This window comes from Rhodococcus sp. 2H158, from assembly GCF_053764755.1.
This window is the reverse complement of the sequence record NZ_JBSNCE010000016.1, coordinates 31,917-57,233: the sequence shown is the minus strand read 5'-3', so window position 1 is coordinate 57,233 and position 25,317 is coordinate 31,917. Positions and strand designations below refer to the sequence as shown.

Here is a 25,317-nt window from a genome sequence, read left to right as displayed (position 1 = left end):
AATCTCGCACGCTGTCCCGCACAGATCCCCACGTGAGTAGACAACACGCCCTTCGACGTGTCCGACCAGCGAGACGCAGAACCCGGCCTCCGATCCAGCCCCTTCCGTGTGCGCTCCGGGGCTCTCTTCTCCACCGGACATGACCGCCCGCGCCCCTCCTGATCCACGCGCCAGCGGACCACGGAGCACAACTCCCTGGGCGAGAAGCACGAAGACCCGGCCGGGGGTGATCCCCGGCCGGGCCTTCGTCGTGTTCCCTCTGCGAGCTAGGACTTCGGGCTGAACGCCGCCAACGGCTCGGACCCGGACCAGTCGTGGCCCCAGTAGCTGTCGGCGGTGATCTCCTCGGCCGTGTAATAGGTTTCGTCCACGAGCATGCCCTCGGTGCCGAACTCGAGGTCCCAGCCGCCGGGGGCGCGCACGTAGAACGAGACCATCTTGTCGTTCGTGTGCCGGCCCAGCGTCGAGGAGATGGAGAAGCCGAGCTTGCGCACCCGGTCGAGTGCCTGCCCGACGGCGTCGAGGGTGTCGACCTCCGTCATCAGGTGCACGAGGCCGGGTTCCTCGGTCGGCGGCGCCGGGCACAGCGCCAGGCTGTGGTGGCGCTGGTTCACCCCGAGGAAGCGCACGCGCCGCGCCGGGCCGGGCGCCTGGAGGCGGATCGCGCCACGCGGCAGGAAGCCGAGCACCTCGGTGTAGAAGGCGTAGGCCGCGTCGAAGTCGGTGGCGGGCAGCACGACGTGGCCGAGGCCCTGCTCGCCGGTGACCCACCGGCCGGCGTGCGGAGTGACCACCGGGCTGTGATCGAGCACCGGACCGAAGAACACCTCGACGCGGGTGCCGATCGGGTCGTCGAACGCGATGACCTGCTCGGCATCGCGGTAGTCGCACTCCTCCTGCGAAAGGACGTCGACGGTGACCCCCGCCTTCTCCACGGTCTCGCGGACACGCTGGAGGGCGAACTGATCGCGCACCTCCCAGCCGACGGCGAGCGCCTTGTCCGATTTGCCGGGCAGGACGATCAGGCGTGCGCGCCGCTCGTCCACTCGCAGGTAGAGGCCGTCCGCCTCCGGGCCGGAACCCACGGCCATGCCGAGTCCGTCGACGACGAGCTCGCGCCAGCGCGCGACGTCGGTGGTCTGGATCCGGAGGTATCCGAGTGCTCGAATGTCCGTCATTTCTCTTCCATCCTGAAAAGTTCGGCGGGGCAGGCTAGATCATCGAGCGGTGGACGCCCTGCGGCTCGCCGCCGAGCTGGGTCAGCGACGACGCATGGAAGATCGAGCCGGGGACGTGGATCGCGTGCGACAGACCGACGTGCGCGTCGCGCCAGAAACGCTGCATCGGGAACTTCAGGTGCATCGCGCCACCACCGGCGCGGGCGAAGATCTCGTCGACAGCGCGCACGGCCCGCCACGCGGCGGCGGTCTGGGTGCGGCGGCCGATCGCGCGCTCCTCGAATGTGACCTCCTCGCCCTTGTCGGTCTTGTCCCAGAAGCGATCGACGGTCTCGAGGATCGCGGCGCGCGACGCGGCGATCTCGGCGGCCGCCTCACCGAGGGCATAGAGGACGTACGGGTCCTCCTTGATCGGAATACCGGTGACCGCGACGCGCTCCTTCTGGGCCGCGATGTAGCACGCGAGCGCGCCCTCGGCCATGCCGATCAGCGACGAGGTGATGCCCAGCGGGAAGATGCACGAGAACGGGAACTTGTAGAGGGTCTCGTCGCGACCCGCGTGCCGCCACCCGTTGCCGCTGAGGACGATGTCGGCGTCGAGGGTGCGGTAGGTGGGGATGAAGGCGTCCTCGACGATCAGGTCCTTCGAGCCGGTGCCGCGCAGGCCCACGACGTTCCAGCTGTCCTGGTCGATGTCGTAGTCCGAGCGCGGCAGCAGCACGTGCAGGACCTGCGGCGGGTTCAGCCGGTTGCCGTCCTTGTCGCCCACCGCAGCGCCGATCATGATCCAGCCGCAGTGGTCGGTGCCGGAGGAGAACGACCAGCGGCCGTTGAGGATGTAGCCACCGTCGACCGGAACCGCGACGCCCATCGGGGCGTACGGGGAGGCCATCCACATGTCGGGATCCTCGCCCCAGATCTCTTGCTGAGCCTTCGGATCGAAGAACGTGAGTTCCCACGGATGCACGCCGACGATGCCGGCGACCCATCCGGTGGCGCCGTCCATCGCGCCGATCGCCATCGCGGTCTCGGCGAACTCGCGCGGGTGGACCTCGAGGCCGCCGTGCTCCTTCGGCTGCAGCATGCGGATGACACCGGCGTCGCGCAACCGCTTGGCGTTGTTGTCCGTCAGGCGCATGAGCTTGTCGCCCTCGGCGCCCTCGGCGCGGATCTCGTCCGCGTACTGGATGATGTTGTCCAAAACCTGGCCCATGACTGTCAGCTCTCTCTCAAGACCCGGAGGTCTACTTCTGGGCGGCGAGACCGACGGCGATCTCGATCAGCTGGTCTTCCTGGCCGCCGACGAGGTTGCGTCGTCCGGCCTCGATGAGGATCTCCGCACCGGAGACCCCGTACCGCTCGGCGTGCGTGGCGGCGTGCTTGAGGAAACTCGAGTACACACCGGCGTACCCCATTGTCAGCGACATCCGGTCCAGGAGGCACTCACCGTCCATGATCGGCCGCACCACGTCCTCGGCGGCGTCGATGATCTTCAGGGTGTCGATACCCGTTCGGATACCGAGCTTCTCGGCGACGGCGACGAACGCCTCGACGGGGGTGTTGCCCGCGCCGGCACCGAACCGGCGGGTGGAGCCGTCGATCTGTAGTGCGCCGGCACGCACCGCGAGCACCGAGTTGGCCACGCCGAGCCCCATGTTCTCGTGCCCGTGGAAACCGACCTGCGCGTCGTCGCCGAGCTCGGCGACGAGAGCCGCGACCCGGTCGGAGACTCCCTCGAGGACGAGGGCGCCGGCCGAGTCGACGACGTACACGCACTGGCAGCCGGCGTCGGCCATGATGCGCGCCTGCTTCGCGAGCACCTCGGGCGGCTGGCTGTGCGACATCATCAGGAATCCGACGGTCTCGAGACCGAGCTCGCGGGCCAGCCCGAAGTGCTGGGCGGAGATGTCGGCCTCGGTGCAGTGCGTGGCGATCCGGCAGATCGACGCGCCGTTGTCGGCGGCCTCGCGGATGTCCGAGCGGACGCCGAGCCCCGGCAGCATCAGGAACGCGATCTTCGCCTGCGTCGCGGTCTCGACGGCCGCCTTGATGAGCTCCTGCTCGGGGGTGCGGCTGAAGCCGTAGTTGAACGACGAGCCGCCGAGGCCGTCGCCGTGGGTGACCTCGATGACGGGCACACCGGCGGCGTCGAGTGCACCGACGATCGAGCGCACGTCCTCGACGGTGAACTGGTGACGCTTGGCATGGGAGCCGTCACGCAACGACGAGTCCGTGATCCGGATGTCGAGATCTGCGCTGTAGGGCATCGACTGTGTTCCTTCGAAAGTACGGTCGGCGGTGGGGGTCTACACGCGGGCGGCGAGCAGCTTGGCCGCGAAGCTCTCGCCGACCTTCGTGGCGGCCGCGGTCATGATGTCGAGATTGCCCGAGTACGGCGGCAGGAAGTCGCCGGCGCCCTCGACCTCGAGGAAGATCGCCACGCGGGCACGTCCACCGCTCATCGGGGTGGGGTCGTCGAACTGCGGCTCGGCGCGCAGGCGGTAGCCGGGGACGTAGCCCTGCACGGTGGCGGCCACGTCGTGGATCGACGCGGCGATCGCGTCCCGGTCGGCGTCCTCGGGGATCGAGCAGAACACGGTGTCGCGCATGAGCATCGGCGGTTCGGCGGGGTTGAGGATGATGATGGCCTTGCCCGTGCGGGCACCGCCGATCGTCTCGATGCCGCGGCTGGTGGTGATGGTGAACTCGTCGATGTTGGCGCGGGTGCCGGGACCGGCCGACGGGGAGGCGACGCTCGCGACAATCTCGGCGTACTCCACCTCGGTGACGCGGGAGACGGCGTGCACCATCGGGATCGTGGCCTGACCACCGCAGGTGATGAGGTTGACGTTCGGTGCGTCCTCGTGCTCCCCCATGTTCACGGCGGGCACGACGGCGGGTCCGAGGGCGGCCGGGGTGAGGTCGACGACCTGGATGCCGAGTTCGGCGTAGCGGGGCGCATTCGCCCGGTGCACGTAGGCCGAGGTGGCCTCGAAGATCACGTCGGGGCGCTCGTCCTGGGCGAGCAGCCAGTCCACGCCTTCGTGGCTCGCGACCAGGCCCTCGGCGGCCGCCCGGGTCAGACCCTCGCTGGCGGGGTCGACGCCGATCATCCAGCGCGGCTCGATGACGTCCGAGCGCAGCAGTTTGTACATCAGGTCGGTGCCGATGTTGCCGGGCCCGACGATCGCGGCGGTAGCCTTGGTCACAGGTCTGTTCCTCACTTGAATTCGACTGAGACGGAGCCGATGTCGCTGAATTCGGCCCGGAAGGTGTCGCCCGGCCGGGCGTCGATCGCGCGGGTGCACGAGCCGGGCAGGATCACGTGCCCGGCCTCGAGCCGCACCCCGAAACCGGCGACCTTGCGGGCCAGCCACGCCACGGCGCGGGTCGGGTCGCCGAGCACCGCCGCCGCCTCGCCGCGCGCGATCTCCTCGTCGCCCCGGTACAGCACCGCCGAGATCGCACCGATGTCGACCTGATCCGGCGCGATGCGGCCGGCCCCGAGGATCACTCCCGCGGACGAGGCGTTGTCGGCGATCGTGTCCGCCAACCCGATCCGCCAGTCCACGATGCGCGAGTCGATGAGTTCGATGCTGGGGACGATGTACTCGGTCGCCCGGAGCACGTCCTCCTCGGTGCAGTCCGCGCCGGGCAGGGTCTCGCCGAGGACGTAGCCGATCTCGACCTCGATGCGCGGGTAGCAGAACTGCGCGGTGTCGATCGGCTCGTCCTCGGAGTACACCATCGACGAGAGCAGATGCCCGTAGTCGGGTTCGTCGACGCCCATCATCTTCTGCATGACCTCGGACGAGAGCCCGACCTTGTGGCCGTACACCGTGGCGCCGGCCTCGAGCCGCCGCCGGATGTTGATCAGCTGGATCTCGTACGAGTCCACCACGTCGATCGCGGGGAACGTCTCCGTCAGCGGACCGATCGGGGCGCGGTCACGCTCGGCGGCCCACAAGAGATCGGCGGCGGCGATTCGCTGCGAACCGTCGAGCATCGTGCACTCCTGGAACTGGTGAAGGATCCGCGCTTCTTCTTCGCGCCGATCGACTGACTCGAAAGGTGACATATGCGCAGGTGGGAGGGCAAAAGCTCTCCCGCTCAGCGGGACCGTGGACTAGCTCCGCCGCTCGTCGCGCAGCAGGAAGGCGAGGACGGCCGAGAGCCACGCGTCGCGGGCCTCGATCATCGTCCAGTGCCCGCACTTCGGAAAAGTGTGCAGTTCGCTGTTCGGGATGTCGCGCATGGGCAGCATCGCCATGTCGACGGGGCTGACCCGGTCGTCGCGGCCCCACGTCAGCAGGGTGGGGGCCTTGACCTTGTGCAGCTGCGCCCAGTACGGGGTCGCGTTCGACGCCGCGGCGGCCGCGGCGCCGGCCGCGAACGCCTGGGAACTGTACATCCGGCGGGCGATCTCGAGCGTCTTCGGCTCGGTCGCCAGCGCCCAGCGCTCCTCGATCAGCTGTTCGGTGACGACGGCCGGGTCGTAGACCATGGAGTGGAGCCAGCGGACGAGCCCCTCGCGCGTGGGATTGTCGGTGAATTCCATCAGCAGCTTGATGCCCTCGCCCGGCCCAGGCGCGAAGACGTTCTTGCCCATGCCGCCGATGGTGACGAGCTTGCGCACTCGGCGCGGCTCGTCGATGGCGACCTTGGTGGCGACGATCCCGCCCATGGAGTTGCCGATCATGTCCACGGCCCCGAGGCCGAGGCCGTCGAGGAAGGTGCCGACGGCGCCCTGGGCCATCACCATGGGGTGGCCGTCGCCGGGATCGCTCACGCCGAAGCCGGGGAACTCGAGCACCAGGCAGCGGAAGTGCCGCGCGAAGTCGGCGAGGACACCGCGGTAGTTGCGCCAACCGGTCACCCCCGGGCCGGAGCCGTGCAGCAGGAGCAGCGGCGGGCCGTCGCCGGTCTCGTGGTAGCGCAGCACACCCTGATCGGTGGAGAGTTCCTTCAGGGTCCCCTCGTAGCTCACATCCGTCATCGTCGTCCCTGTTCGTCGCCGTGGTGCCGGGCGCACCGCCCATACGAACCGCAGGCTGCCAGCCGTGGCCCGCAGCGGCCATACACCATCCCGTTCAGCGAGATCGCCCGGCCCGCCGAGGCGGCGCGCGCGGCCGCTTCCGCTCAGCGGGACACCGATGGGGGGCACGCCGGGCCTGCCCTAGCGTCGGTCGCATCGACCACGGCGTATTCGCGCCGATCCGTCCCCACAACCGGAGGTGGACTCATGCCCCTCGAGACGACGACACTCGCACGATCGACCGTCGCTGCGCCCGATCCGGAGGAGATGCGCCGGGTGATGGGACAGTTCGCCACCGGGGTCACCGTGGTGACGGGACTGGACGACGCGGGACCCGTCGGGTTCGCGTGCCAGTCGTTCGCCTCGGTATCGCTCGAGCCGCCGCTGATCCTGTTCTGCGCCGACCACCGCGGCCGTGCCTGGCCCCGGATCCGTGCGACGGGGCGGTTCTGCGTCAACGTACTCCGCGAGGACCAGTCCGACCTGTGCGCGCGATTCGGCTCGAGCCGGGGCCGCAAGTACGAGGAACTCGACTGGGAGGTCTCCCGGTGGGGGACGCCGACACTGCCGGACGTGCTGATGCGCGTGCACGCCGAGGTGCACGAGGTGCACGTCGCCGGCGATCACGACGTGATCATCGGCCGGGTGCTCGAGCTGGACACCGTCTGCGAGGAGCGGCCGATGGTGTTCTTCCGGGGCCGGTTCGGGATCGACAGCCCGGCGCCGGTGGTCTGACCGCGCCCCGCGACAACGGTCGCTGCCGCGGATCCGCATCACGTTGTTCATGATGTGTCGGTTCGGCAAGTCCACTCCGGCGGCACGGCCATCCGGCACGCACGCAGCCGCACGATTCCAATGCTTGGCGAGTCCGCCGAGCAGGCTGCCACCCCTGACCTCCGAGTCCCGGCGCACGAGCCTGCGGGTCACCGGCACCCTCACCGCCGGCGGTGATCTCGTTGATGTGGTCGTCGGTCGTGGAGAGATCCCGGCGGGCCGGTACGTGGCGGTCGATCACACGGAGGTGCCCGGCATCCTGTCCGACCCGGGACATCCGCTGCGATCAGGCCATGGAGAGCGCCACGCCGCTGAGCCCCAGGGATGTGTTGCACCCTGGTGCCCCGCTGGTTCGAGCCTGTGTCCAGTCGGGATGGTCGACCTTGATCCGCTCCAGGACCGTCTCCCAGAACCTCCGGTACAGGCGGTTCTTCGCCGACGCTTCACCATGAGTCGACGCGGTCGCCTTCTTGACTTGCGGTCACGGGGATTCCGATCCATAGGAGCGGCGAGGGCCGGGCCGGGTTGCGGGCCGGCGTCCGATTACGGTGCGATGGTTGTCGGTGGGTGGTCCAGCAGTATTTGTGCGGTTTCTCTTGCGTATGTCCACGGCGTTGGGTCGTCGAGTGATGTGGACAGTGCTGCCGCACCCTCGTAGAGCAGAGCGAGCTGATTGCCGAGCAGAGCCGGTTCTGCAGCTCCGAATTCGCGGCACAGCTCGGTGATCGCTGCGATGAACGTCCGCTTGTGTTCGTGGACCATGTTCTCGACCTGGGGCATCGTCCCGGCCGCCTCGACTGCCGCGTTGTGAAATGGACATCCACGCATGTGGCTGCCGCCGTATTCGGGGATCTCGAACAGAGCGATCAGGCGCGCGCGGGGACCGTCGGTGTCCTTGCCGCTGTTTGCAGGGTCGGGAAGGAAGAGCCCGGCCTGCTCGAGGTATCGCTCCACCAACACGGTCTTGCTGGGAAAATGCTTGTACAGGGTCCGTTTCGAGACTTCCGCCTTCGTTGCGATCAGTTCGACGCCGGTCGCGTTGATGCCTTCGACGTAGAACAGCTCGGCGGCCGCGGCAAGGATGCGTTCGCGCGCACCACGGCCACCGCGTCGACGGTGACTGTCGGTGTCTGCTGCGGATCTGGTCGTCACAACCTCAGTATACCGATCGGTTTACATGTGCGCAGCGGTCGCCTACGCTTGGAGTACACCGATCGGTGTACGTAGGTTTGGAGGACCATTGTCTGACTCGGGCCCACACCGCGGCGGCCACGCAGAACGGACGAGCGACGGTAAACCGTTGTCGTGGGCGACGGTGCCAACGGAGTCCGTCACGGTGGGCGGGGTCAGCTTCGCCTATCGTGCCTACGGGTCGGCGGCCGGCGTACCGGTGGTCTTCTTGAATCATCTGGGTGCCAACCTCGACAACTGGGACCCGCGTATCGTCGACGGGTTCGCCGCCGCGCATCGAGTGATTGTCTTTGACAACAAAGGGATTGGCGCGTCGGAAGGCAGGGTTCCGGAGACGGTGCAGGAGATGGCGCGCGATGCGGTTGCTTTCATCGTGGCGCTGGGCCTGACGAAGGTCGACCTGTTCGGATTCTCGCTGGGCGGGTTCCTCGCGCAGGTCATTGCCGAGGAACATCCCGAGCTGGTCGGAAAACTCGTCCTCGCCGGCACCGGTCCGGCCGGGGGCAAGGGAATCGTCCACGTGGCCAGGGTGACCTACATCGACACGTTGACCGCGATCCTTACGCGCAAAGATCCCAAGCAGAACCTCTTCTTCACGCGCACCCCCCACGGCAAGGCTCAGGGCCGAGCGTTCATCAACCGGATCAACGAGCGCACCGCGGATCGTGACAAGCCGGTGTCGTTGACCGCGTTGCGCACACAGCTACGTGCGATCCATGCCTGGGGCGCTCAGGCACCGACCGATCTGGGACGGATCGGTCGGCCGGTGTTTGTCGCCAACGGCGAGGATGACCGGATGGTTCCCACCTCCAACTCCTATGACCTTGCGCGTCGGATGCCCGATGCGACGCTGCGGATCTACTCCGACGCCGGGCACGGCGGGATCTTCCAAGCCCACGAACGGTTCGTACCCGAGGCGTTGGAGTTCCTGTCGAACCGACGATCACGCTTTTCAATCGAAGGATGAGGACGGCAACAACACGATGACTACATGGAAAGACGCGCCGACCAAGAGCGTCGACGTCGACGGGGTCGAGTTCGTCTATCGCGAAATCGGCCCGGACGACGGCATTCCTGTGGTGTTTCTGCACCACTTCACCGCAGTTCTCGACGACTGGGATCCTCGGGTTGTCGAAGGCATCGCCGCACAGCACCGGGTGATCGCCTTCGACAACCGGGGAGTCGGAGGCACCGGATCGAAGGTGCCTGCCGATATCGAGCGGATGGCCCAGGACGCCATCGCCTTCATCCGAGCGTTGGACCTGGCGAAGGTCGACCTCTTCGGTTTCTCCCTGGGCGGCGGTGTGGCACAGATGGTGGCCTTGCAGGAACCAGAACTGGTGCGGCGCATGATCTTAACCGGTACCGGCCCCCGCGGTGGCGGTGGTATCGACCGAATGACCAGAATCGTCGGCCTCGCCTATGCCAAAGCCGCGCTGACCCGCAGCGATGCCCGCAACTTTCTGTTCTTCCCGCGCACTGCTGAAGGTAGGCGGGCCGCAGCGGAGTATCTGACCCGCCTCGGTGAGCGCACGAGCAACCGAGACAAGAAGATTTCGCTGCAGGCCCGGCTCGCACAACTCAAAGCCATTGTCCAGTCGGGCAAACACGCACCTGATGACCTGTCGGTCATCTCCCAACCGGTATTCGTGGCCAACGGTGACAACGATCTGATGGTGGCCAGTGAGCACTCTGCAGATCTGGCCGAAAGACTGCCCAACTCGAAACTCACCATCTATCCCGACTCCGGTCACGGAGGCGTATTCCAGCACTACCGCACGTTCGTCCCCGAAGCGCTCGCGTTTCTCGCCGAGGCCTCGATCACAACGGAAGGTGACCGATGAAGGCATTCGTCATCGACAGGTACAAGAGCCCACTACGGCAAGCCGACGTCGCCGAACCCGAGATCGGACCGCATGAGGTCTTGGTGCAGGTGCACGCTGCCGGTGTCAACCCGATCGACGAAAGGGTCCGGCTAGGTGAGTTCAAATTGCTACTCCCCCAGGAGCTGCCACTGACCCTGGGCAGCGATGTCGCCGGCAGCGTCATCGCCGTCGGCGCACACGTCACGAAGTTCCGGCCCGGCGACGAGATCTTTGCCCACCCCGGCAAGGAACGAATTGGTGCCTTTGCCGAGCGGATTGCGATCGCCGAAGACAACGTGGCTTTGCGGCCGAAGTCGTTGACTATGAACGAAGCAGGAGCAGTTCCGCTCGTCGCGCTGACCGCGTGGCAGGCACTCGTCGAACGAGGGCACGTCGCGCCCGGCCACAAGGTGTTGATCCACGCCGGCTCCGGTGGCGTCGGATCGATCGCCATCCAGCTCGCCAAACATCTAGGCGCAACTGTTGCCACCACAGTCAGCGGCCCCAACGCCGAGTTCGTCCGCGCACTGGGAGCCGACACCGTCATCGATTATCGCAGTGAGAACTTCGCCGACGTGCTCAGCGGCTACGATCTGGTGCTGGACAGCCTCGGTGGCGAGAATCTCGAGAAATCGATGGCGGTTCTCAAACCAGGCGGAAAAGTGATCGGTATCGCGGGGCCTCCAGACCCGGCGTTTGCGCGCGAGATCCGGGCAAATCCACTCGTACGGATCGCGATTACCACGCTGAGCGCGAAGGTCCGCCGCCATGCTCGACGCGCAGGCGTTCACTATGAGTTCCTGTTCGTCCGTGCGGACGGCGAACAACTCACCGAACTGGCACGACTCTTCGACAGTGGAGCGCTTCGTCCGATCGTGGACCGTGTCTTCCCGTTCGTCGACACCGCTGAAGCCCTCGCATCCCTGGGTTCAGGCGGCACCCGCGGCAAAACAGTCATCGCCGTCAGGCGCGAGGAAGCGGAGCGGATCTCCGAATGACTCGCCATAGGAACTTCGGTACGGAGGCGTGCATGTTCATGATCTGGATGCTGAACACCAACAGTTCTGCCCGCTCACCTGTTGGTCCGAGACCCTGATCGGCACCGAGGCCGGGTCGCAATGTCGTCTGTCGGGGACTCGGACTGTGCACGTCGCCCTGAAGCCGTCGCTGATGGGCGCTTCCATCCCTCGAATCAGACCACCAACATTCCGGACAAGCCATGATCGATGCCGAAGACTCTGCATACGACATGAAATCCGGAAGCCGACCGGGAACGGAGCTCTACAGAAGACAGGTGTAGGTTCTCGCTCGATCTGTCACTCCGAGAAGACTGGGACCTGCGGATTCTCGCGATGGTGTCGGTGATGGATTCTCACCGACTTGTCCAGGATCCTCGGCCGAGAAGGGCACGAAGTTGGAGTGGGGACTGCCTTCCCGCTCGGACCCACCCGGCGGAAAGTCGGTGTCAGAACGGGTGCGACTGTCGAATCCACAGCAGGACACAAATATCCTGCTTCGTGACGAACCGACCGCAGGACTGGATTCGGCAAGTCGACGACACACCCGCGAGATTCTCGCCGAACAAACAGCTCAACGGGATACCGCTGTCGCCGGTGTGGCCCACTGCCGAGGAGTCCGTTACAGCGGCCGACCACGTCGTCCGACTCGAGTCCGGACGGACAATCACAGTCCGAACCGGTCCCCGGTACCTCGTACTGTCGAATCGGACCTGACAGCAGCACGCCGCGCCTTCGGCTCTGCTTCGGTGCGGGCGATCGACAGGCCCACTGCCGGCAGTCGTTTCGACCGAAGGTATCGGAGAACAGGAGTATCGGGCCGGTGCCGCGACCCCTGGGGGCTGGAGCTCACAGCGAGTCGAGCAGATCCAGCCCCGTCGGAACGGCGGCCGGCGTCAACACTCCGAGGCCGAACGAGGCCACCGGCGCTCCGATCGGCCGGTGGAGTAAAGAGAACACCGCGATACCCAGCAGCGTGGTCGTGGCCTGCATGCTCGCGGTGGTCGGTCATCGCTGAACTCCTCCGTCGGGATACGTCGCTCCCTTCTTCAGTATCCCACCGCGACCGGCGGTGGAGGCCCGACTCGGACGCTTACCGCGGGCGCTGTTCTCGCCGGGGACGGACCGATGGGTCCGTAGGGCACCGAGGCGGCGTGAGTCGTAACGTGACGTCAGGACAAGACCGGCCCGAAGCGAGGGATGGTTCCCGGTACTACCGCGAGGCAGTCGATACCCTCACCGCCGCAGCCCAACTCGCGGCATGAAACCTCGACCAGTCGAAAATCACCTGATGCATCCCAAACTCGACGCGAAAATTCGGCTACGCCGATCCAGGTCTTCCAGGGGCTCCCGACACGCTGGCGTCGGATCACGCGCCCGGGTGGTGTCCTGGATGCCGTCCGCTGGGGGCGGCGCAGGACGCGCCGACGAACCGTCGTCGGCGCGTCCCGGCCGGGGTATCGATCAGAGTCACCGACCGCCAGAGCCACCGACCGCTAGAGCCACTGCCCGCTCTGGACCGACAGCAACCGGTCCATCGCATCCGGGGACCATGTGCTCTCGGGCGGTTCGGGTGCCCGGCGGCCCCGGCGCGGGGCGCCGAGTTCCGGGTAGAGGCTGCGGGAGACCTCCCGGGCGGCGTCCACCACGAGGGGCGCGACCCGCTCGAGCTGCGCGGTGCGGGCGTCGCCGCACAGCGAGATCGCGGCGACCGGGCCGTCGTGCCCGCGCACCGCGACGGCGACGCACGCAACGCCGCGTACGGACTCGCTGCGCTCGAACGACAGACCGCGCCGCTGCCGAATCCGACTGAGTTCCTGGTGCAGGGTCGCGAGGTCGCCGATGGTGTGCTCGGTGCGGCGGGTCAGGCGCCGCTCGTACAGGTCGTCCACGTGCTCGGGCTCGAGCCAGGCGAGCATCGCCTTGCCGCCTGCGGTGGTGTACGCCGGTGCCCGGCCGCCGACCCGCGAGGGCAGCGCTGCGGCGAAGCGGCCGCCGACCTTGTCGAGGTAGACGCTCTCGGCGCCGTCGAGGACGGCGAGGTGGACGACCATGCCGGTCTGCATGTGCAGCTCGTGCAGGAGCGGCGCCGCCGACGCCCGGATCTCCCCGTGGCCACCGTCCCCGCCGCCGAGACCGAGCGCCCGCCGGCCCAGGCAGTAGCCGAAGGATGCGTGGTCGACCCAGTTCAGCTTGACGAGCTGATCGAGGATGCGGTGCACGGTCGAGCGGGGCAGCCGGGTGCGGCAGGCCACCTCCTCCAGCGTCAGCCGCGAGGACCGGCCCTCGAACGCGTCGAGGATGAGTGTCATCCGTTCGACCATCGACGGCGGCACATCGCGCCGCGGGGTGGAGGTAGCTGTCGGTTCCGTTGCTTCGACGACTGCCATCTGCGGCCTCCCGATACTTCTGCTCCCAGGGGCGGGAGCGGGAAAACTGAAATGAATTCTGAAAGTGTATCAGCTCACTCTCGCCACCTGTAGTGATCGGCGGCTCGAATTTCCCCTCCTTCGACCCTGACGCGCCTCGCGGCCGCAATCGACCGGGATCCCGCTGATCGGAACTTCGGCCGCGGCGGACCGATGCCGTCCGGTACAACGAACCGACACCCTCCCAGTCCCGGCAGCGGAGAGGCTCGCATGCGCATCGGAATCGTCAGCCCCGTCGTGGTCCAGCACCCCGGCGTGCACTCACCGTGGGAACGCACCGCCGGCGCCGGCGACCTCCTCCGGGTGGCCCGGACCGCCGATCGGCTGGGCTTCCACCATCTGACCTGCAGTGAACACGTCGCCGTCCCGGTGGACGTCGCGGCAACTCGCGGCGGCACCTACTGGGATCCCCTGGCCACGCTGAGTTATCTCGCCGCCCGGACGCAGCGCATCCGGCTCGCCACCCAGGTGCTCGTCCTGGGCTACCACCACCCGCTCGAGATCGCCAAGCGCTACGGCACCCTCGACGTCCTCAGCGGTGGCCGGCTGGTCCTCGGCCTCGGGGTGGGCAGCCTGCGCGAAGAGTTCGACCTCCTCGGCGCCCCCTTCGACGACCGGGGCGCCCGCGCCGACGACGCCCTGGCCGCATTGCGCGCCGCGCTGTCGCAACGCCTGCCGGAGTACCACGGGTTCTATTACGAATTCCAGAACCTGATCATCGAGCCGCACGCCGTCCAACCCCGCGTCCCGCTGTGGATCGGCGGCCGCACGCTGCGTTCGCTGCGCCGCGCCGCCACCCACGGCGACGGCTGGGTGCCGTTCGGACTGCCCCTGCCGGACCTGACCGCGATGCTGGGCCGGGTGGACCTCCCGGCGGGCTTCGACGTCGTCCTCGACACCGGTGCGCCCCTCGACCCGCTGGGCGCGCCCGAGCGCACCGTCCGGTCCCTGGAACGACGTCGCGACGCCGGCGCCACCGTGGTGGGGGCGACCGTCGCCGCGACGGGTGTCGAGCACTACTGCGAGCAACTCGAGTGCCTGCGGGCACTCGGCACCGACCTGGGGCTGGACTTCGCCCCGGCCGAACCATCCGAACAGGAGACCCCATGACCGACACCGCAGAGACCGACACCGCAGAACTCGTCCGGTCCCTCCTCGCCCGCGTGCAGCTCCTCGAGGACAAGATCGCCGTCCAGGAGGTGGTCACCGCCTACGGTCCGGCCGTCGACGCCGGCGACGCCGACGCGGTGGGCGAACTGTGGACCGAGGACGCCGTGTACGACGTCGACATGCGCACCATGAACGGCCGCAAGGAGATCATGGAGATGGTGCGCACCCGGCCGCACCAGGACTACATCCACGAAGGATGCGGACACCTCCTCGACCCTGTGCACATCCGGGTCGAGGGTGACACGGCCGTGGCCACCTGCCATTCGCAGCTGCTGCGTCACGACGAGAACGGCTTCCGCGTCTGGCGCGTGACGGCCAACCGCTTCGAACTCGTCAAGAACGACGGTCGGTGGCGGATCCGCACGCGCACCGCCCGGGTGCTCGACGGCCGCGACGAAGCGCGCGAGCTGCTCGCCCGAGCCGACCGCTGAACTGCCCCGAAGACCGGGAACGGCCGGCCCCGGATGGGGGCCGGCCGTTTCCGTGTCCGACGGCGTCAGGCGTCGACGGTCGCGTTCTCGAGCGTCGCCTTGGCCCACCGATAGTCCGCCTTCCCCGCCGGTGAGCGCATCACCTCGGGAACCGGCACGATCGTCCTCGGGATCTTGTACCCGGCGATCAGCCCGCGGCAGTGGTCGGCCAGTTCCCCCGGTGTGGGTGGCTCGACCCCGGGACGGAACTGGACTGCGACCGAGACCCGCTCACCCAGAAGCGGATCCGGAATCCCCGCCACTACCGCGTCGAGCACGGCGGGGTGGCTCTTGACGGCCTCCTCGACCTCCTCGGCGTAGACTTTCTCACCTCCGGTGTTGATGCACGCCGAGCCGCGGCCGAGCACCACGATGGATCCGTCCGGCTCCACGGTGGCCAGGTCGCCGAGCAGGCACATGCGCACGCCGTCGCGCTCGGGGAACGTGGCGGCGGACTTCTCCGGGTCGTTGTAGTAGCCCAGCGGAACGTGACCGACGCGCGCGAGGTAGCCGATCGTGCCCGAGCCGGGCTCGATCTCGGCCAGGTCCGTGTCGACCACCCGCAGCGTCGGCGACGGCGTCATCCGGGGGCGGCCGTCCGGTCCCGGCTCGAGGGTGCCGCTCGCACCCGACTCCGAGGATCCGAAGGAGTTGCGCAGGTATACGTTCGGAAGCAGCTTCGCCAGCTGCGCGCGCACGCTCACCGACCACAGCGCCCCGCCGGAGCCGATGACCAGCAGGGAGCTCAGGTCGAACTCGTCGCCGCGGGCGGCCACCGCGTCGGCGAGGGGGCGGCTGATGGCGTCGCCGACCACCATCACGATCGCGATCCGGTGCCGGTCGATCAGGCGCAGCGCCTCCACCGGCTCGAACGAGCGCATCAGCACCTGCTTCGCTCCCGTGAACAGGCCCATCAGCACCGAGTACATCGCAGCCCCGTGCATGAGCGGTGCCGTGACGAGATACGACATAGGATGCTCGTTGGCCGCGGCGGCAGCGGCGAGGTCGGCGGGGCTGCGGTGCGGTTCGCCGTAGGGGTTGCCGCCGGCCAGGGCCGCGAAGTAGAAGTCCTCGTGCCGCCACATCACCCCCTTCGGCATGCCCGTCGTGCCGCCGGTGTAGAGGATGTACCGGTCGTCGCCGCTGCGCTCGGCGAAATCACGTGCATTCGAAGCGCTTTCCACGGACTGGGCGTACCGGCCACCGTGGCGCCGGCGGTCGCCGCGGCACGTTCGAGGGCCGGCACGTCCGCGCTCCCGACGACGGCGATGTGCCGCAGCCGCGAGGTGCGCGGCACGGCCTCCGCGGCGACGTCGGCGAATTCGTCGTCGAGCACGAGCGCCATGAGGTCCGCGTCGGTGTAGAGGTGGACGAGTTCGGCTCCCACGTAGCGGAAGTTGATGTTCACCGGCACCGCGCGGATCTTCAGACAGCCCAGCAGCACCTCGAGGAATTCGAGACTGTTGCGCATGTGCAGGCCGACGTGGTCCCCGGCCCCCACTCCGACGTCCGCGAGATGGTGCGCGACGCGGTTGGCCCGGGCGTCGAGTTCGGCGTACGTCCGGGTCTCGTCCCCGCAGATCAGGGCCGTCCGTTCGGGTATCGCATCGACGACGGCCTCGGTGAGGTCGGCCAGATTGAGAGACATCGCGGGTCCTTCCGGGGTTCTGTGGATGGGCGAGGACGCGCACGACCACGCGGGGATCGCGTGTGTGCCGCGGATCACAGCGCGCTCAGTAGAACATATTCCGGTACTGGGATCAACGGCCGTGGAGGCGGCGCGTTTCGGCCGGAACCAGCGTGTACACGTGATGATTACCCGGCGGAGCGAATGGCGCAGTTGCGGTTCGCGGCGCCCACCCTTGTGCCGATAATAGAATGAATACTAGTTTGTGGTCATCGCGCTGTACTCCCCCGTCCGGCAATGAAGGAGCCCCCATGACGCAATCCCTGACCCTCGACGGCCGCACCGCCGTCGTCACCGGAGCAGGCGCCGGCCTCGGCCGCGCCGAAGCCCTCGCCCTCGCCGACGCCGGGGCCGCCGTCGTCGTCAATGACATGGGGGCGGCCGCCCACGACGTCGTCGACGAGATCCGTGCCGCCGGAGGCCGCGCCGTCGCCGTCACCGGCGACGTCTCCGACTGGGCGCTCGGCGAGGAACTCGTCCGCACCGCGGTGGCCGAGTTCGGATCGATGGACATCCTCGTCAACAACGCCGGCATCCTGCGCGACAAGATGATCTTCAACCTCACCGAGCCGGACTGGGACGACGTGATCCGCGTGCACCTCAAGGGCCACGCCGCCACCTCCCGGGCCGCTGCCGTGCACTGGCGGGAGGCGAGCAAGGCGGCGAACGGCCCGGTCTACGGCCGTGTCGTCAACACCTCCTCGGAGGCGTTCCTGTTCGGCTCGGCCGGGCAGCCCAACTACTCGGCGGCGAAGGCGGGCATCACGGCCCTGACCCTCTCGACCGCCCAGGGCCTGTCGCGGTACGGCGTGCGCGCGAATGCGATCTGCCCGCGCGCGCGGACCGCCATGACGGCGGACGCGTTCGGTGCGAACACCACCGGTGCGCCGGGCCTGGACCCGCTCGCCCCCGAGCGGGTGGCCACCCTCGTCCGGTACCTGGCGTCGCCGGCCTCCGACGAGGTCAACGGCCAGGTCTTCGTGGTGTACGGCAAGATGGTCGCGCTCATGGAGGCACCCAAGGTCGAGCATCGTTTCGACGCCGCCGGTTCCGCGTTCACCGTCGAGGAACTCGGCGAACAGCTGTCGTCCTACTTCTCCGGTCGCGGACCGTACGAGACATACTCGGCCTACAGTGTGGCCGAACTGGAGAAGATCGCGCTGGCCACCGGTGAGACCGTCGGCGCCTGAGCGGAAGGACACGGCCGTGAAACTGAGCGGAAAAACCGCCGTCGTGACCGGCGGCGCGGGCGGGATCGGGCGCGCCGTCACCCGGGTGTTCGTCCGCGAGGGCGCGCGTGTGCTGTTCGTCGACGTCGACGACGAGCGCGGCCACGCCCTCGAGACCGAACTCGTCGACTCCGGCGGCGAGGCGAAGTTCCTGCAGGCCGACATCTCCCGGCGCGAGAGCGCGGAGCGGATCCGGGACGCCGCCGTGGCGGCGTTCGGGGGCATCGACGTCCTGGTCAACAACGCGCACGCGTCCCGCCAGGCCCCGCTGCTCGAGCACACCGCGGAGATGTTCGACCTGTCGTTCGGCACGGGCTTCTACCCCACCGTGCACCTCATGCAGGCCTGCCACCCGCAGTTGAAGCAGGCCCGCGGGTCCGTCGTCAACTTCGGCTCCGGATCCGCCCTCGACGGCATGCCGACGCAGACGTCGTACGCGGCGGCGAAGGAGGCGATCCGGGCGGTGAGCCGCGTGGCCGCGAACGAGTGGGCGGCCGACGGCATCCGCGTCAACGTCGTGTGCCCGTTCGCCGCCACGGAAGGTGTGCTCGCCTGGCAGCAGGCGTTCCCCGAACGGGCGGCCGCCGCGGCGGCGAAGGTGCCGTTGCAGCGGATCGGCGATCCCGAGACGGACATCGCCCCGGTGGTCGTGTTCCTCGCGTCCGACGATTCGAGGTACATGACAGGCCAGACGCTGATGGCCGACGGCGGCAGCATCAAGCTGCGCTGACGGGGCCGGGGACGCCGGCTCGTTCCTCGATCGCACTGAGTGGGACACCGGGTCGCCGCCGGCCGGACCGCATGGGAACGTGAGCCGCACGGGCCCGCCGGCCGGTGTCGTACCCGGCCGGCGGGCCACTTCCAGACCGTCCTGCCGAGAGAGGTTTTCGACCGCATGGCTTCCTCCTCCCCGCTGTTCCGCCCGCTCCGCGTGCGTTCGCTCGAACTGGCGAACCGCATCGTCATGTCACCGATGACGCGGTCGTACTCGATCGACGGCGTGCCGGGCGACGATGTCGCCGCCTACTACCGCCGGCGGGCCGAGGGCGGGACCGGCCTGATCGTCACCGAGGGGGTGGCCGTCGATCATCCGACGGCCGTCGACAATCCGCGGGTACCCCGCATGCACGGCGCGGCTGCGCTGGCGGGCTGGCGCCGGGTCGTGGACGAGGTGCACGCAGCCGGCGGGCGGATCGTCCCGCAGTTGTGGCACGTCGGGCCGCTGTGGGGTGCGATGAGCGCCGTGGACCCCGCACTGAAGCCCATGCGCCCCTCGGGCAGCTGGGGCACCCCGGGGGTCACCTCGTATTCCGCCGACTACGTCGCGCGGGCATCGCGCCCGACGGCGGCGATGACCGAGCAGGACATCGCCGACGTGATCTCCGCCTACGCGCGCGCGGCGGCCGCCGCGGCGGAGGTCGGCTTCGACGGGATCGCGCTGCACGGCGGGCACGGCTACCTGCTGGACTCGTTCCTGTGGGAAGGCACCAACACCCGCACCGACGCCTGGGGCGGCGACCTCGAGCGCCGCACCCGGTTCCCCGCGGCGGTGGTCGAGGCCGTGCGCGCCGAGATCGGCGACGATCTGCCCATCGTGTTCCGCTTCTCGCAGCACAAGCAGCAGAACTACACCGCCCGCATCGCCGAGACGCCCGACGAGCTGAAGGTGATCCTCGGCGCTCTCGTCGAGGCCGGGGTCGACATCCTCGATGCGAGCATCCGGCGCTTCGACACGCCCGCCTTCGAGGGCAGCGACCTCTCGCTCGCCGGCTGGGCGAAGCAGCTGACCGGGGTCACGACGATGGCCGTCGGCAGCGTCGGCATCGGCAAGTCACTGCGGGAGAGCCGGATCAGCGGCTCGGCACCGGTCGACGACAACATCCCCGAACTCGAACGGCGTCTCGGCAGCGGGGAGTTCGACCTGATCGCCGTCGGCCGCCTGCACCTGGCCGATCCGGCGCTGGCGACCACCCTGCGCGCCGGGGGACCGCTGCCCGCATTCGACCGCGAGATCCACGAAGCGTCGCTGACCTAGGGCCCGGCACGGGCGGGTGCGCGGCGGTGACGACAGGAGGCCCCATGGAATCCTCTTTCCCCGAGCAGCTTTCCGCTGTACTCGATCGGCAGCGCCGTGCGACCGCGACCGCGCCGGCCACCGATCCCGCGCACCGCGTCCGGACCGTCCGCGCGATGATCGACGTGCTCGTGCGACACCACAAGCCGCTGACCGAGGCGGTCCACGCGGACTTTGACGGTGTGCTGCCGTCGCACGTGGTCATGGACGACATCGTCACCTCCCTGACGGCGCTGCACCGCGTCCGGGAGTCCTTGGAAGGCTGGGGCACCGCCGCCCGTCCCACCTACCGGATCCCCGGACCGTCCGGAGCGCTGTGGCACTGTGGTCCCCACCACGACGCCGGGACGGTGGCCATCCTCGGAACCCGCACCGCTCCCCTGTTCTCGCTGCTGGGTCCGTGGGTCAGCGCGGTCGGCACCGGGCACCGTGCCGTCCTGATGCCGGCGCAGGGCCTGCCGCGCACCGTGCGTGTCCTCTCCGAGGCCGCCGAGGACATGCTCGACCCCACGGACATCGCGGTGATGATCGGCGTTGGCGAACACGACGATGTGATCACCGCCGACCGGTTCGACCACGTGGTGATCACCGACGAGCGCGCACCCGCCGGCGCCGGACCGACGACCGTACTGCGTCCCGGCGCCGCGCGATCGGTGACACCGCACCGCCGCACGTTCGCCGACGCGCTCGCCGCGACGTATGCCGCACTGCTCCCCGCCGTCACCGAGAACGCCGGCCTGGTCGTGACCGTCATCGACCATCCGGGCACCTGCCCCGTCCTGCGCTTCACCCGCCCCGGCGCGGCGCCGTCGCCGGTGCCGTCCGGTCAGCGGGACGAGGGACGCGCGCCGGCCGGCGGGCGATGGAGAATGCCGGCATGAGCAGCCCCGTCGAGGACCGCCTCGCGCTCGCGGACGTCGTCGCACGGTATGCCCGCGCCGTCGACCGGCGCGATCCGGCCGTGCTGCGCTCGCTGTTCGCCGACGACGCCGAGTTCGTGCAGCCGCCGGGACTGGTCCGTCGCGGGCACGACCCGGTGCTCGCCGGAGCAGGGCCGATCGCCGAGGGGGTGCTCGCCGCGGTCGCGCACCTGCACTCCACCCGGCACGTCCTCGGCCAGCATGTGATCGACCTCGACGGCGACCGGGCCCGGGGCGAGCTGTATTGCGAGGCGCACCACGTGTACCCGAGCGGCGACGGATACCGGGACTACACGGTGTCCGTCCGCTACCGGGACGACTACCGCCGCATGCCGGACGGGTGGCGCATCGCGCGCCGGGAACTGGTCGTCGACCTCACCGCCGACCACGAGGTGCGGCTGCTCCGATCCGCTACCGAGTGAAGGGAAAGCTCTTGTGACGCACACGGAACCGGCCCTGACGCTGACCGCCGCGGAACGACTGCTGGCCGTCGAGGAGATCAAGCGGCTCTTCGCCGCGCGGCTTCGCGTGATGGACACCAAGCAATGGGACCTGTATCCCACGCTGCACACCGAGGACGTCGTGAGCGAGACGTGGGGCGGCCTGCCCGAGGACACCCAGCCGCGGACCGGTGACCGCGCCAACCGGGTGGTGGGCCGGGAACCGCTGCGGCGCGCGATCGAGAACCTGCTCGACGGAGGCACGCCGGTCACCAGCGCGCACCACGGTCACACACCCGAGATCACGCTCACCTCCGACACCACGGCGACCGGGATCTGGGCGATGGAGGACCAACTGTGGTGGACGAACGGAGCGGTCGAGGAGCACCTGCACGGCTGGGGCCACTACCACGAGGAGTACCGGAGGGTCGACGGCGTCTGGCTGATCAGCTACCGCACGCTCACCCGGCTGCGCCAGGTGCACACACCCGGGTTCTTCGGCTTTCTGAAACCGCTGTAGCAGCCGGCGTCACGGCCGCGACACGTCGTCCGCACCGTGGAGGTGGGCACGCTCGCCGTCGTGGTCGAAGATCGTGAGAATCTCCACCGGACCGTCGTGGGCACCGATGACGTGCGGGACCATCGTCGAGAACGCGGCGGCTTCGCCGGCCCGGACCAGCACGGTCCGCTCACCGAGCCGCAGCCGGGCCGTGCCGGACAGCACGGTGAACCACTCCCGGCCCGGGTGCACCCTCGCCTGCTCCGCGCCGGTCGGCCGGTCGGCGGTGATCCGCATCTTCGCCACTGTCATGCCGTGGAGCGCGCGTTCCCGGGACAGCAGCCACGTGGTCACCCCGGGCATGTGCTCGGGCTGCGGCCGGATCACCACGTCCTCGTCCTCGGCGGACTCGACGAGCTGATCGAGCGTGGTGCCGAGCGCCCGGGCAATCGGCACCAGCTGATCCAGCGCGATCCTGCGGTGCCCGGTCTCGATGCGGCTCAACGTGGACGGGCTGAGGTGGCAGCGGACGGCCAGCGCGTCCAACGACCAGCCACGCGCCAGTCGCAGGCCGCGGATGCGTCGGCGGATCACGGCGTCCAGATCGAGATCTTGCGTCATACGCAAGATGGTATGCCTTTCGCGCATAGAAGCCGCTACCGTGGCGGACATGACGCACGATCATCAGCCCCCCGGCAGCCGGCACGCACACCACGACCCCGGACTGGCAGAACTGCTGGACCTGGACGCGGAGGTACTGGGCTCGTACCTGGACGAGGTGACCACGTGGGCCGAGCAGCACGCCCCGCAGCGGCCGCGCACGATCGTCGACGTCGGCGCCGGAACGGGCACGGGCAGCCTGGCGCTCGGGCGCCGCTTCCCCACCGCCGAGATCGTCGCGGTCGACAGGTCGGCGTCGATGCTCGCACGCGTCCGCGCCGCCGCAGCCGAGAACGGCACGGCCGAGCGGCTCCGGGTCGTGCTCGCCGACCTGGATGCCGCCTGGCCCTCGATCGGTACGGTCGACGTCGCGTGGGCGGCCTCGTCGCTGCACGAGGTCGCCGACCCGGACAGGGTGCTGCGCGACCTCCACGCCGCCCTGAATCCCGGTGGCCTGCTGGTGGTCGTCGAGATGGACGAGCTGCCCCGGTTCCTGCCCGACGACGTCGGGCGGGGCACGCCGGGCCTGGAGCGGCGCTGCCACGAGGCCCTGGCGCGCGCGGGCTGGAACGCGCACCCGGACTGGCGGACCCACCTGGAGCGGGCCGGTTTCGAGGTCACCGCCCAGCGCAGCTTCACCGTGGCGGCGGCGCCGGCGCCACCGAACGCGGCCCGCTACGCACACGCCTACCTGTCCCGCATCCGCGCCGCACTCGACGGCCGGCTGGCCACCGACGATCTCGAGACCCTCGACGCCCTGCTGGCGCCCGGCAGCCCCGACGGTCTGCTGCACCGCGGCGACCTGACGGTCCGTGGCAGCCGCACCGTGTGGGCGGCCCGCCGCCGCTAGAGGGCCGCCTCCCGCAGCACCGTGACGAGCGTCGCGAGCCGGTCCGCCGCCCGGTCCGGATCGGGATGCACCAGGGCCAGCGGCACCATCACGTCGGTGACACCCACGGCGAGAAGCTCCTTCACCGCCTGCGCCGTGGCGGGCACGGCGATCTCGCCGCTCGCGTCGTGGACCACCTGCAGCCGTCCGCGGATCTGCAGGACGTCGGGATCACGGCCGTCCCGCTCGAGCGCGGCGCGGAGCAGATCGCGGCCCCGGCGCAGCTCGTCCGGGCCGGCACCCATGATGGGAATCCACCCGTCGCCCCACCGGGCGAGCCGGCGGATCACCGGCTTCGACAACGACCCCGACACCCAGACCGGGATGCGACGACCGCCGGGACGCGGCGCGCAGTACACGTCGGTGAACGCCACGCTCGGGCGCTGCACCGTGGCCGGGGCTTGTTCCCACAGCGCCCGGCAGGCGGCGAGCGTGTCGTCGAGCAGCGGACCACGATCGGCGAAGCTCAGTCCCGTGGCCTCGTATTCCTTTTCCTGCCAGCCTGTTCCGACCCCGAGGTCGAGCCGTCCGCCCGACATGTGGTCCAGGGTGGCCGCGGTCTTGGCGAGCACGGCGGCGCCCCGCAGCGCCGCGATGATCACGCCGGTGCCGAGGCGAATCGTGCGGGTCCGGCCGGCGATCACCGCGAGCACGGTCATGGGTTCGAGCCACATCGCATCGGGTTCGGTGGCGAACGGTCCCCACGCGTAACCGGAGGTGTCGGCTCCCATCACGACGTGGTCGGTGACGTTCACGCGGTCCACGCCGCATTCCTCGGCCCGGACCGCGACGTCCACGAGGTGGGCGAAGTTGTCGCGGGCCAGCACGTCGCCGAAGTTGGGGAGATTGACGCTCAGCGTCGGGGGTAGGGAGTTCACGCGAAAATCCTTCGGGTGTAGAGGATCCGGTCAGGGCGACAGGGGACGATTGGTCCACGAGCCGTCGGCGCGCGGGAACCAGCCGCCGGCCGCGTAGCTGCCACCGTCGACGTGAACGGTGGACCCCGTGACGTAGCGGGAGAGGTCGGAGGCGAGGAACAAGGCCGGTCCGGCGACGTCCTCGGCGCGGCCCGGGCCGCCCAGCGGCGCCCACCCCGGCCAGCGGTGCCGGTCCGCCTCCGGCACGAGCCGCTCGTACGGCACCTGTGGCGTCGCGATCAGGTCGGGCGCGATCGCGTTCACCCGGATGCCATGCCGGCCGACCTCGACCGCGAGACTGCGGGTGAAGTGCCGCAGCCCGGCCTTGTACGTGCCGTACACGACGTGCCCGGGAATGCCGCGGTGCGCCTCGACCGTGGTGACGTTGACGACGGAACCGCCCCGGCCGCGGTCGATCATGCCCGGAAGGACGGCGCGGGTCATCCGCAGGGCGTGGTCGAGATTGGCGCGGGCCAGTGCCTCCCATTCGGATTCGTCGGCCTCCGCAAAGGGAGTCGACGGGCGGAGGAAGTCACCGACGTTGTTGACGAGCACGTCCGGGGCATGGCCCGCGGCCTCCGTCGCGACGGCCGGGTCCGCGGCGTCGCCGACGATCGGCACCACGCCGGGAATTTCGGCGGCCAGCCGCTCGGCGGCCCCGCGGTCGGTGTCGACGAGGACGACGCCGGCACCGTGCTCGGCGAACAGCCGCACGACGGCCGCACCGATGCCGTTCGCCCCTCCGGTGACGATCGCCGTCCGTCCGGACAGCAAGGGATGCGACGCATTACTCGAAGCCGGAACGGTGGTCACCGTCGCGACGTTAGCTACCGCGCCCCGCGGGCGGCCCGGCCGTTCCGGTGGCCGGGAACGG

At 69.3% G+C, this 25,317-nt stretch carries 25 protein-coding genes and 2 pseudogenes; 14 read left to right on the top strand and 13 right to left on the bottom strand.

The annotated features are described in order from the left end of the window. Positions 1–266: 266 nt before the first annotated feature. The 6 genes from bphC to ACWPOB_RS17080 all read right to left on the bottom strand — a co-directional run bounded on the left by bphC (position 267) and on the right by ACWPOB_RS17080 (position 6,174). Positions 267–1,178, bottom strand: a complete 912-nt coding sequence (gene bphC, locus ACWPOB_RS17105; protein WP_165037712.1) for a biphenyl-2,3-diol 1,2-dioxygenase — start codon at positions 1,176–1,178, stop codon at positions 267–269. Positions 1,179–1,212: 34 nt separating this feature from the next. Then, positions 1,213–2,391 (bottom strand): acyl-CoA dehydrogenase family protein, encoded by a 1,179-nt coding sequence (locus ACWPOB_RS17100; RefSeq protein ID WP_165037711.1) that lies wholly within the window; start codon positions 2,389–2,391, stop codon positions 1,213–1,215. Between the two features lie 31 nt (positions 2,392–2,422). Continuing rightward, a complete protein-coding gene (gene dmpG / locus ACWPOB_RS17095) occupies positions 2,423–3,445 on the bottom strand; it encodes a 4-hydroxy-2-oxovalerate aldolase (RefSeq protein ID WP_119700044.1) in 1,023 nt (340 codons plus the stop codon). A gap of 39 nt (positions 3,446–3,484) precedes the next feature. Beyond that, positions 3,485–4,387 (bottom strand): acetaldehyde dehydrogenase (acetylating), encoded by a 903-nt coding sequence (locus ACWPOB_RS17090; RefSeq protein WP_165037710.1) that lies wholly within the window; start codon positions 4,385–4,387, stop codon positions 3,485–3,487. A gap of 11 nt (positions 4,388–4,398) precedes the next feature. Then, a complete protein-coding gene (locus ACWPOB_RS17085; protein WP_455401575.1) occupies positions 4,399–5,184 on the bottom strand; it encodes a 2-keto-4-pentenoate hydratase in 786 nt (261 codons plus the stop codon). 120 nt (positions 5,185–5,304) lie between these two features. After that, positions 5,305–6,174, bottom strand: a complete 870-nt coding sequence (locus ACWPOB_RS17080) for an alpha/beta fold hydrolase (protein ID WP_455401574.1) — start codon at positions 6,172–6,174, stop codon at positions 5,305–5,307. 246 nt (positions 6,175–6,420) lie between these two features. Between ACWPOB_RS17080 and ACWPOB_RS17075 the strand changes: the two genes are divergently transcribed. Both ACWPOB_RS17075 and ACWPOB_RS17070 read left to right on the top strand, forming a co-directional pair. Continuing rightward, entirely contained in the window at positions 6,421–6,948 is a 528-nt protein-coding gene (locus ACWPOB_RS17075) for a flavin reductase family protein (protein ID WP_455401573.1), read from the top strand. 93 nt (positions 6,949–7,041) lie between these two features. Continuing rightward, positions 7,042–7,270: pseudogene (locus tag ACWPOB_RS17070) on the top strand (RNB domain-containing ribonuclease); the annotation flags it as partial. A 260-nt stretch (positions 7,271–7,530) separates the two neighbouring features. On the opposite strand, the gene ACWPOB_RS17065 reads toward ACWPOB_RS17070, so the two are convergent. Further along, on the bottom strand, positions 7,531–8,139 hold the full coding sequence (locus ACWPOB_RS17065) for a TetR/AcrR family transcriptional regulator (protein ID WP_455401572.1): 609 nt from the start codon (positions 8,137–8,139) through the stop codon (positions 7,531–7,533). Positions 8,140–8,287: 148 nt separating this feature from the next. On the opposite strand from ACWPOB_RS17065, the gene ACWPOB_RS17060 reads away from it, so the two are divergent. Genes ACWPOB_RS17060 through ACWPOB_RS17050 form a run of 3 tightly spaced genes read left to right on the top strand, consistent with a single transcriptional unit; the run spans position 8,288 to position 11,041 of the window. Beyond that, the gene (locus ACWPOB_RS17060) at positions 8,288–9,145 is read left to right on the top strand and encodes an alpha/beta fold hydrolase (RefSeq protein WP_455401571.1); all 858 of its coding nucleotides are present in this window, start codon (positions 8,288–8,290) and stop codon (positions 9,143–9,145) included. 16 nt (positions 9,146–9,161) lie between these two features. Beyond that, positions 9,162–10,022, top strand: coding sequence for an alpha/beta fold hydrolase (locus tag ACWPOB_RS17055; RefSeq protein WP_455401570.1), 861 nt, complete (start codon positions 9,162–9,164; stop codon positions 10,020–10,022). Continuing rightward, positions 10,019–11,041 (top strand): NADP-dependent oxidoreductase, encoded by a 1,023-nt coding sequence (locus tag ACWPOB_RS17050; protein WP_455401569.1) that lies wholly within the window; start codon positions 10,019–10,021, stop codon positions 11,039–11,041. The genes ACWPOB_RS17055 and ACWPOB_RS17050 overlap by 4 nt, the downstream gene beginning before the upstream one ends. An 867-nt stretch (positions 11,042–11,908) precedes the next feature. Here the strand turns inward: ACWPOB_RS17050 and ACWPOB_RS17045 are convergent. Then, a complete protein-coding gene (locus tag ACWPOB_RS17045; RefSeq protein ID WP_455401568.1) occupies positions 11,909–12,052 on the bottom strand; it encodes a hypothetical protein in 144 nt (47 codons plus the stop codon). Between the two features lie 503 nt (positions 12,053–12,555). Further along, complete coding sequence (locus tag ACWPOB_RS17040) at positions 12,556–13,449, bottom strand: IclR family transcriptional regulator (protein ID WP_455401567.1); 894 nt, start codon at positions 13,447–13,449, stop codon at positions 12,556–12,558. Positions 13,450–13,698: 249 nt separating this feature from the next. On the opposite strand from ACWPOB_RS17040, the gene ACWPOB_RS17035 reads away from it, so the two are divergent. Both ACWPOB_RS17035 and ACWPOB_RS17030 read left to right on the top strand, forming a co-directional pair. Further along, complete coding sequence (locus tag ACWPOB_RS17035; RefSeq protein ID WP_455401566.1) at positions 13,699–14,598, top strand: LLM class F420-dependent oxidoreductase; 900 nt, start codon at positions 13,699–13,701, stop codon at positions 14,596–14,598. Further along, the gene (locus tag ACWPOB_RS17030; RefSeq protein ID WP_455401565.1) at positions 14,595–15,089 is read left to right on the top strand and encodes a nuclear transport factor 2 family protein; all 495 of its coding nucleotides are present in this window, start codon (positions 14,595–14,597) and stop codon (positions 15,087–15,089) included. Before ACWPOB_RS17035 ends, ACWPOB_RS17030 begins: the two co-directional genes overlap by 4 nt. A gap of 65 nt (positions 15,090–15,154) precedes the next feature. Here ACWPOB_RS17030 and ACWPOB_RS17025 read toward each other — a convergent pair. Further along, positions 15,155–16,776 (bottom strand): annotated as a pseudogene (locus ACWPOB_RS17025) (acyl-CoA synthetase). Between the two features lie 290 nt (positions 16,777–17,066). Here ACWPOB_RS17025 and ACWPOB_RS17020 point away from each other — a divergent pair. From ACWPOB_RS17020 to ACWPOB_RS16995, 6 genes are all read left to right on the top strand, one after another. After that, on the top strand, positions 17,067–18,005 hold the full coding sequence (locus tag ACWPOB_RS17020) for a 3-oxoacyl-ACP reductase (protein WP_455401564.1): 939 nt from the start codon (positions 17,067–17,069) through the stop codon (positions 18,003–18,005). A 16-nt stretch (positions 18,006–18,021) separates the two neighbouring features. After that, entirely contained in the window at positions 18,022–18,774 is a 753-nt protein-coding gene (locus ACWPOB_RS17015) for an SDR family NAD(P)-dependent oxidoreductase (protein ID WP_455401563.1), read from the top strand. 165 nt (positions 18,775–18,939) lie between these two features. Beyond that, complete coding sequence (locus ACWPOB_RS17010) at positions 18,940–20,079, top strand: oxidoreductase (RefSeq protein ID WP_455401562.1); 1,140 nt, start codon at positions 18,940–18,942, stop codon at positions 20,077–20,079. Between the two features lie 44 nt (positions 20,080–20,123). Next, a complete protein-coding gene (locus ACWPOB_RS17005; protein WP_455401561.1) occupies positions 20,124–20,999 on the top strand; it encodes a coniferyl-aldehyde dehydrogenase in 876 nt (291 codons plus the stop codon). Further along, positions 20,996–21,460, top strand: a complete 465-nt coding sequence (locus ACWPOB_RS17000) for a nuclear transport factor 2 family protein (RefSeq protein ID WP_100055880.1) — start codon at positions 20,996–20,998, stop codon at positions 21,458–21,460. Before ACWPOB_RS17005 ends, ACWPOB_RS17000 begins: the two co-directional genes overlap by 4 nt. Before the next feature lie 13 nt (positions 21,461–21,473). Next, complete coding sequence (locus ACWPOB_RS16995) at positions 21,474–21,998, top strand: nuclear transport factor 2 family protein (RefSeq protein WP_455401560.1); 525 nt, start codon at positions 21,474–21,476, stop codon at positions 21,996–21,998. A gap of 9 nt (positions 21,999–22,007) precedes the next feature. On the opposite strand, the gene ACWPOB_RS16990 is transcribed toward ACWPOB_RS16995, so the two are convergent. Continuing rightward, entirely contained in the window at positions 22,008–22,598 is a 591-nt protein-coding gene (locus ACWPOB_RS16990; RefSeq protein WP_455401559.1) for a helix-turn-helix domain-containing protein, read from the bottom strand. Positions 22,599–22,638: 40 nt separating this feature from the next. On the opposite strand from ACWPOB_RS16990, the gene ACWPOB_RS16985 reads away from it, so the two are divergent. Beyond that, positions 22,639–23,487 (top strand): class I SAM-dependent methyltransferase, encoded by an 849-nt coding sequence (locus tag ACWPOB_RS16985; protein ID WP_455401558.1) that lies wholly within the window; start codon positions 22,639–22,641, stop codon positions 23,485–23,487. Here the strand turns inward: ACWPOB_RS16985 and ACWPOB_RS16980 are convergent. Then, positions 23,484–24,404: a TIGR03619 family F420-dependent LLM class oxidoreductase gene (locus ACWPOB_RS16980; protein ID WP_455401557.1), complete on the bottom strand. Its 921-nt coding sequence runs from the start codon at positions 24,402–24,404 to the stop codon at positions 23,484–23,486. The genes ACWPOB_RS16985 and ACWPOB_RS16980 overlap by 4 nt on opposite strands. 30 nt (positions 24,405–24,434) lie before the next feature. Beyond that, positions 24,435–25,256, bottom strand: a complete 822-nt coding sequence (locus tag ACWPOB_RS16975) for an SDR family NAD(P)-dependent oxidoreductase (protein WP_455401556.1) — start codon at positions 25,254–25,256, stop codon at positions 24,435–24,437. Positions 25,257–25,317: the final 61 nt, after the last annotated feature.

Bases quoted from the DNA above. Each gene is read 5' to 3' on its own strand.
- ACWPOB_RS17020 (WP_455401564.1), top strand. From the start codon at position 17,067: ATGACGCAATCCCTGACCCTCGACGGCCGCACCGCCGTCGTCACCGGA.
- ACWPOB_RS17035 (WP_455401566.1), top strand. From the start codon at position 13,699: ATGCGCATCGGAATCGTCAGCCCCGTCGTGGTCCAGCACCCCGGCGTG.
- ACWPOB_RS17080 (WP_455401574.1), bottom strand. From the start codon at position 6,174: ATGACGGATGTGAGCTACGAGGGGACCCTGAAGGAACTCTCCACCGAT.
- ACWPOB_RS17075 (WP_455401573.1), top strand. From the start codon at position 6,421: ATGCCCCTCGAGACGACGACACTCGCACGATCGACCGTCGCTGCGCCC.
- ACWPOB_RS17100 (WP_165037711.1), bottom strand. From the start codon at position 2,391: ATGGGCCAGGTTTTGGACAACATCATCCAGTACGCGGACGAGATCCGC.
- ACWPOB_RS16990 (WP_455401559.1), bottom strand. From the start codon at position 22,598: ATGACGCAAGATCTCGATCTGGACGCCGTGATCCGCCGACGCATCCGC.
- ACWPOB_RS17010 (WP_455401562.1), top strand. From the start codon at position 18,940: ATGGCTTCCTCCTCCCCGCTGTTCCGCCCGCTCCGCGTGCGTTCGCTC.
- ACWPOB_RS17005 (WP_455401561.1), top strand. From the start codon at position 20,124: ATGGAATCCTCTTTCCCCGAGCAGCTTTCCGCTGTACTCGATCGGCAG.
- ACWPOB_RS17055 (WP_455401570.1), top strand. From the start codon at position 9,162: ATGACTACATGGAAAGACGCGCCGACCAAGAGCGTCGACGTCGACGGG.
- ACWPOB_RS17045 (WP_455401568.1), bottom strand. From the start codon at position 12,052: ATGCAGGCCACGACCACGCTGCTGGGTATCGCGGTGTTCTCTTTACTC.
- ACWPOB_RS17040 (WP_455401567.1), bottom strand. From the start codon at position 13,449: ATGGCAGTCGTCGAAGCAACGGAACCGACAGCTACCTCCACCCCGCGG.
- ACWPOB_RS17085 (WP_455401575.1), bottom strand. From the start codon at position 5,184: ATGCTCGACGGTTCGCAGCGAATCGCCGCCGCCGATCTCTTGTGGGCC.
- ACWPOB_RS17050 (WP_455401569.1), top strand. From the start codon at position 10,019: ATGAAGGCATTCGTCATCGACAGGTACAAGAGCCCACTACGGCAAGCC.
- ACWPOB_RS17030 (WP_455401565.1), top strand. From the start codon at position 14,595: ATGACCGACACCGCAGAGACCGACACCGCAGAACTCGTCCGGTCCCTC.
- bphC (WP_165037712.1), bottom strand. From the start codon at position 1,178: ATGACGGACATTCGAGCACTCGGATACCTCCGGATCCAGACCACCGAC.
- ACWPOB_RS17000 (WP_100055880.1), top strand. From the start codon at position 20,996: ATGAGCAGCCCCGTCGAGGACCGCCTCGCGCTCGCGGACGTCGTCGCA.
- dmpG (WP_119700044.1), bottom strand. From the start codon at position 3,445: ATGCCCTACAGCGCAGATCTCGACATCCGGATCACGGACTCGTCGTTG.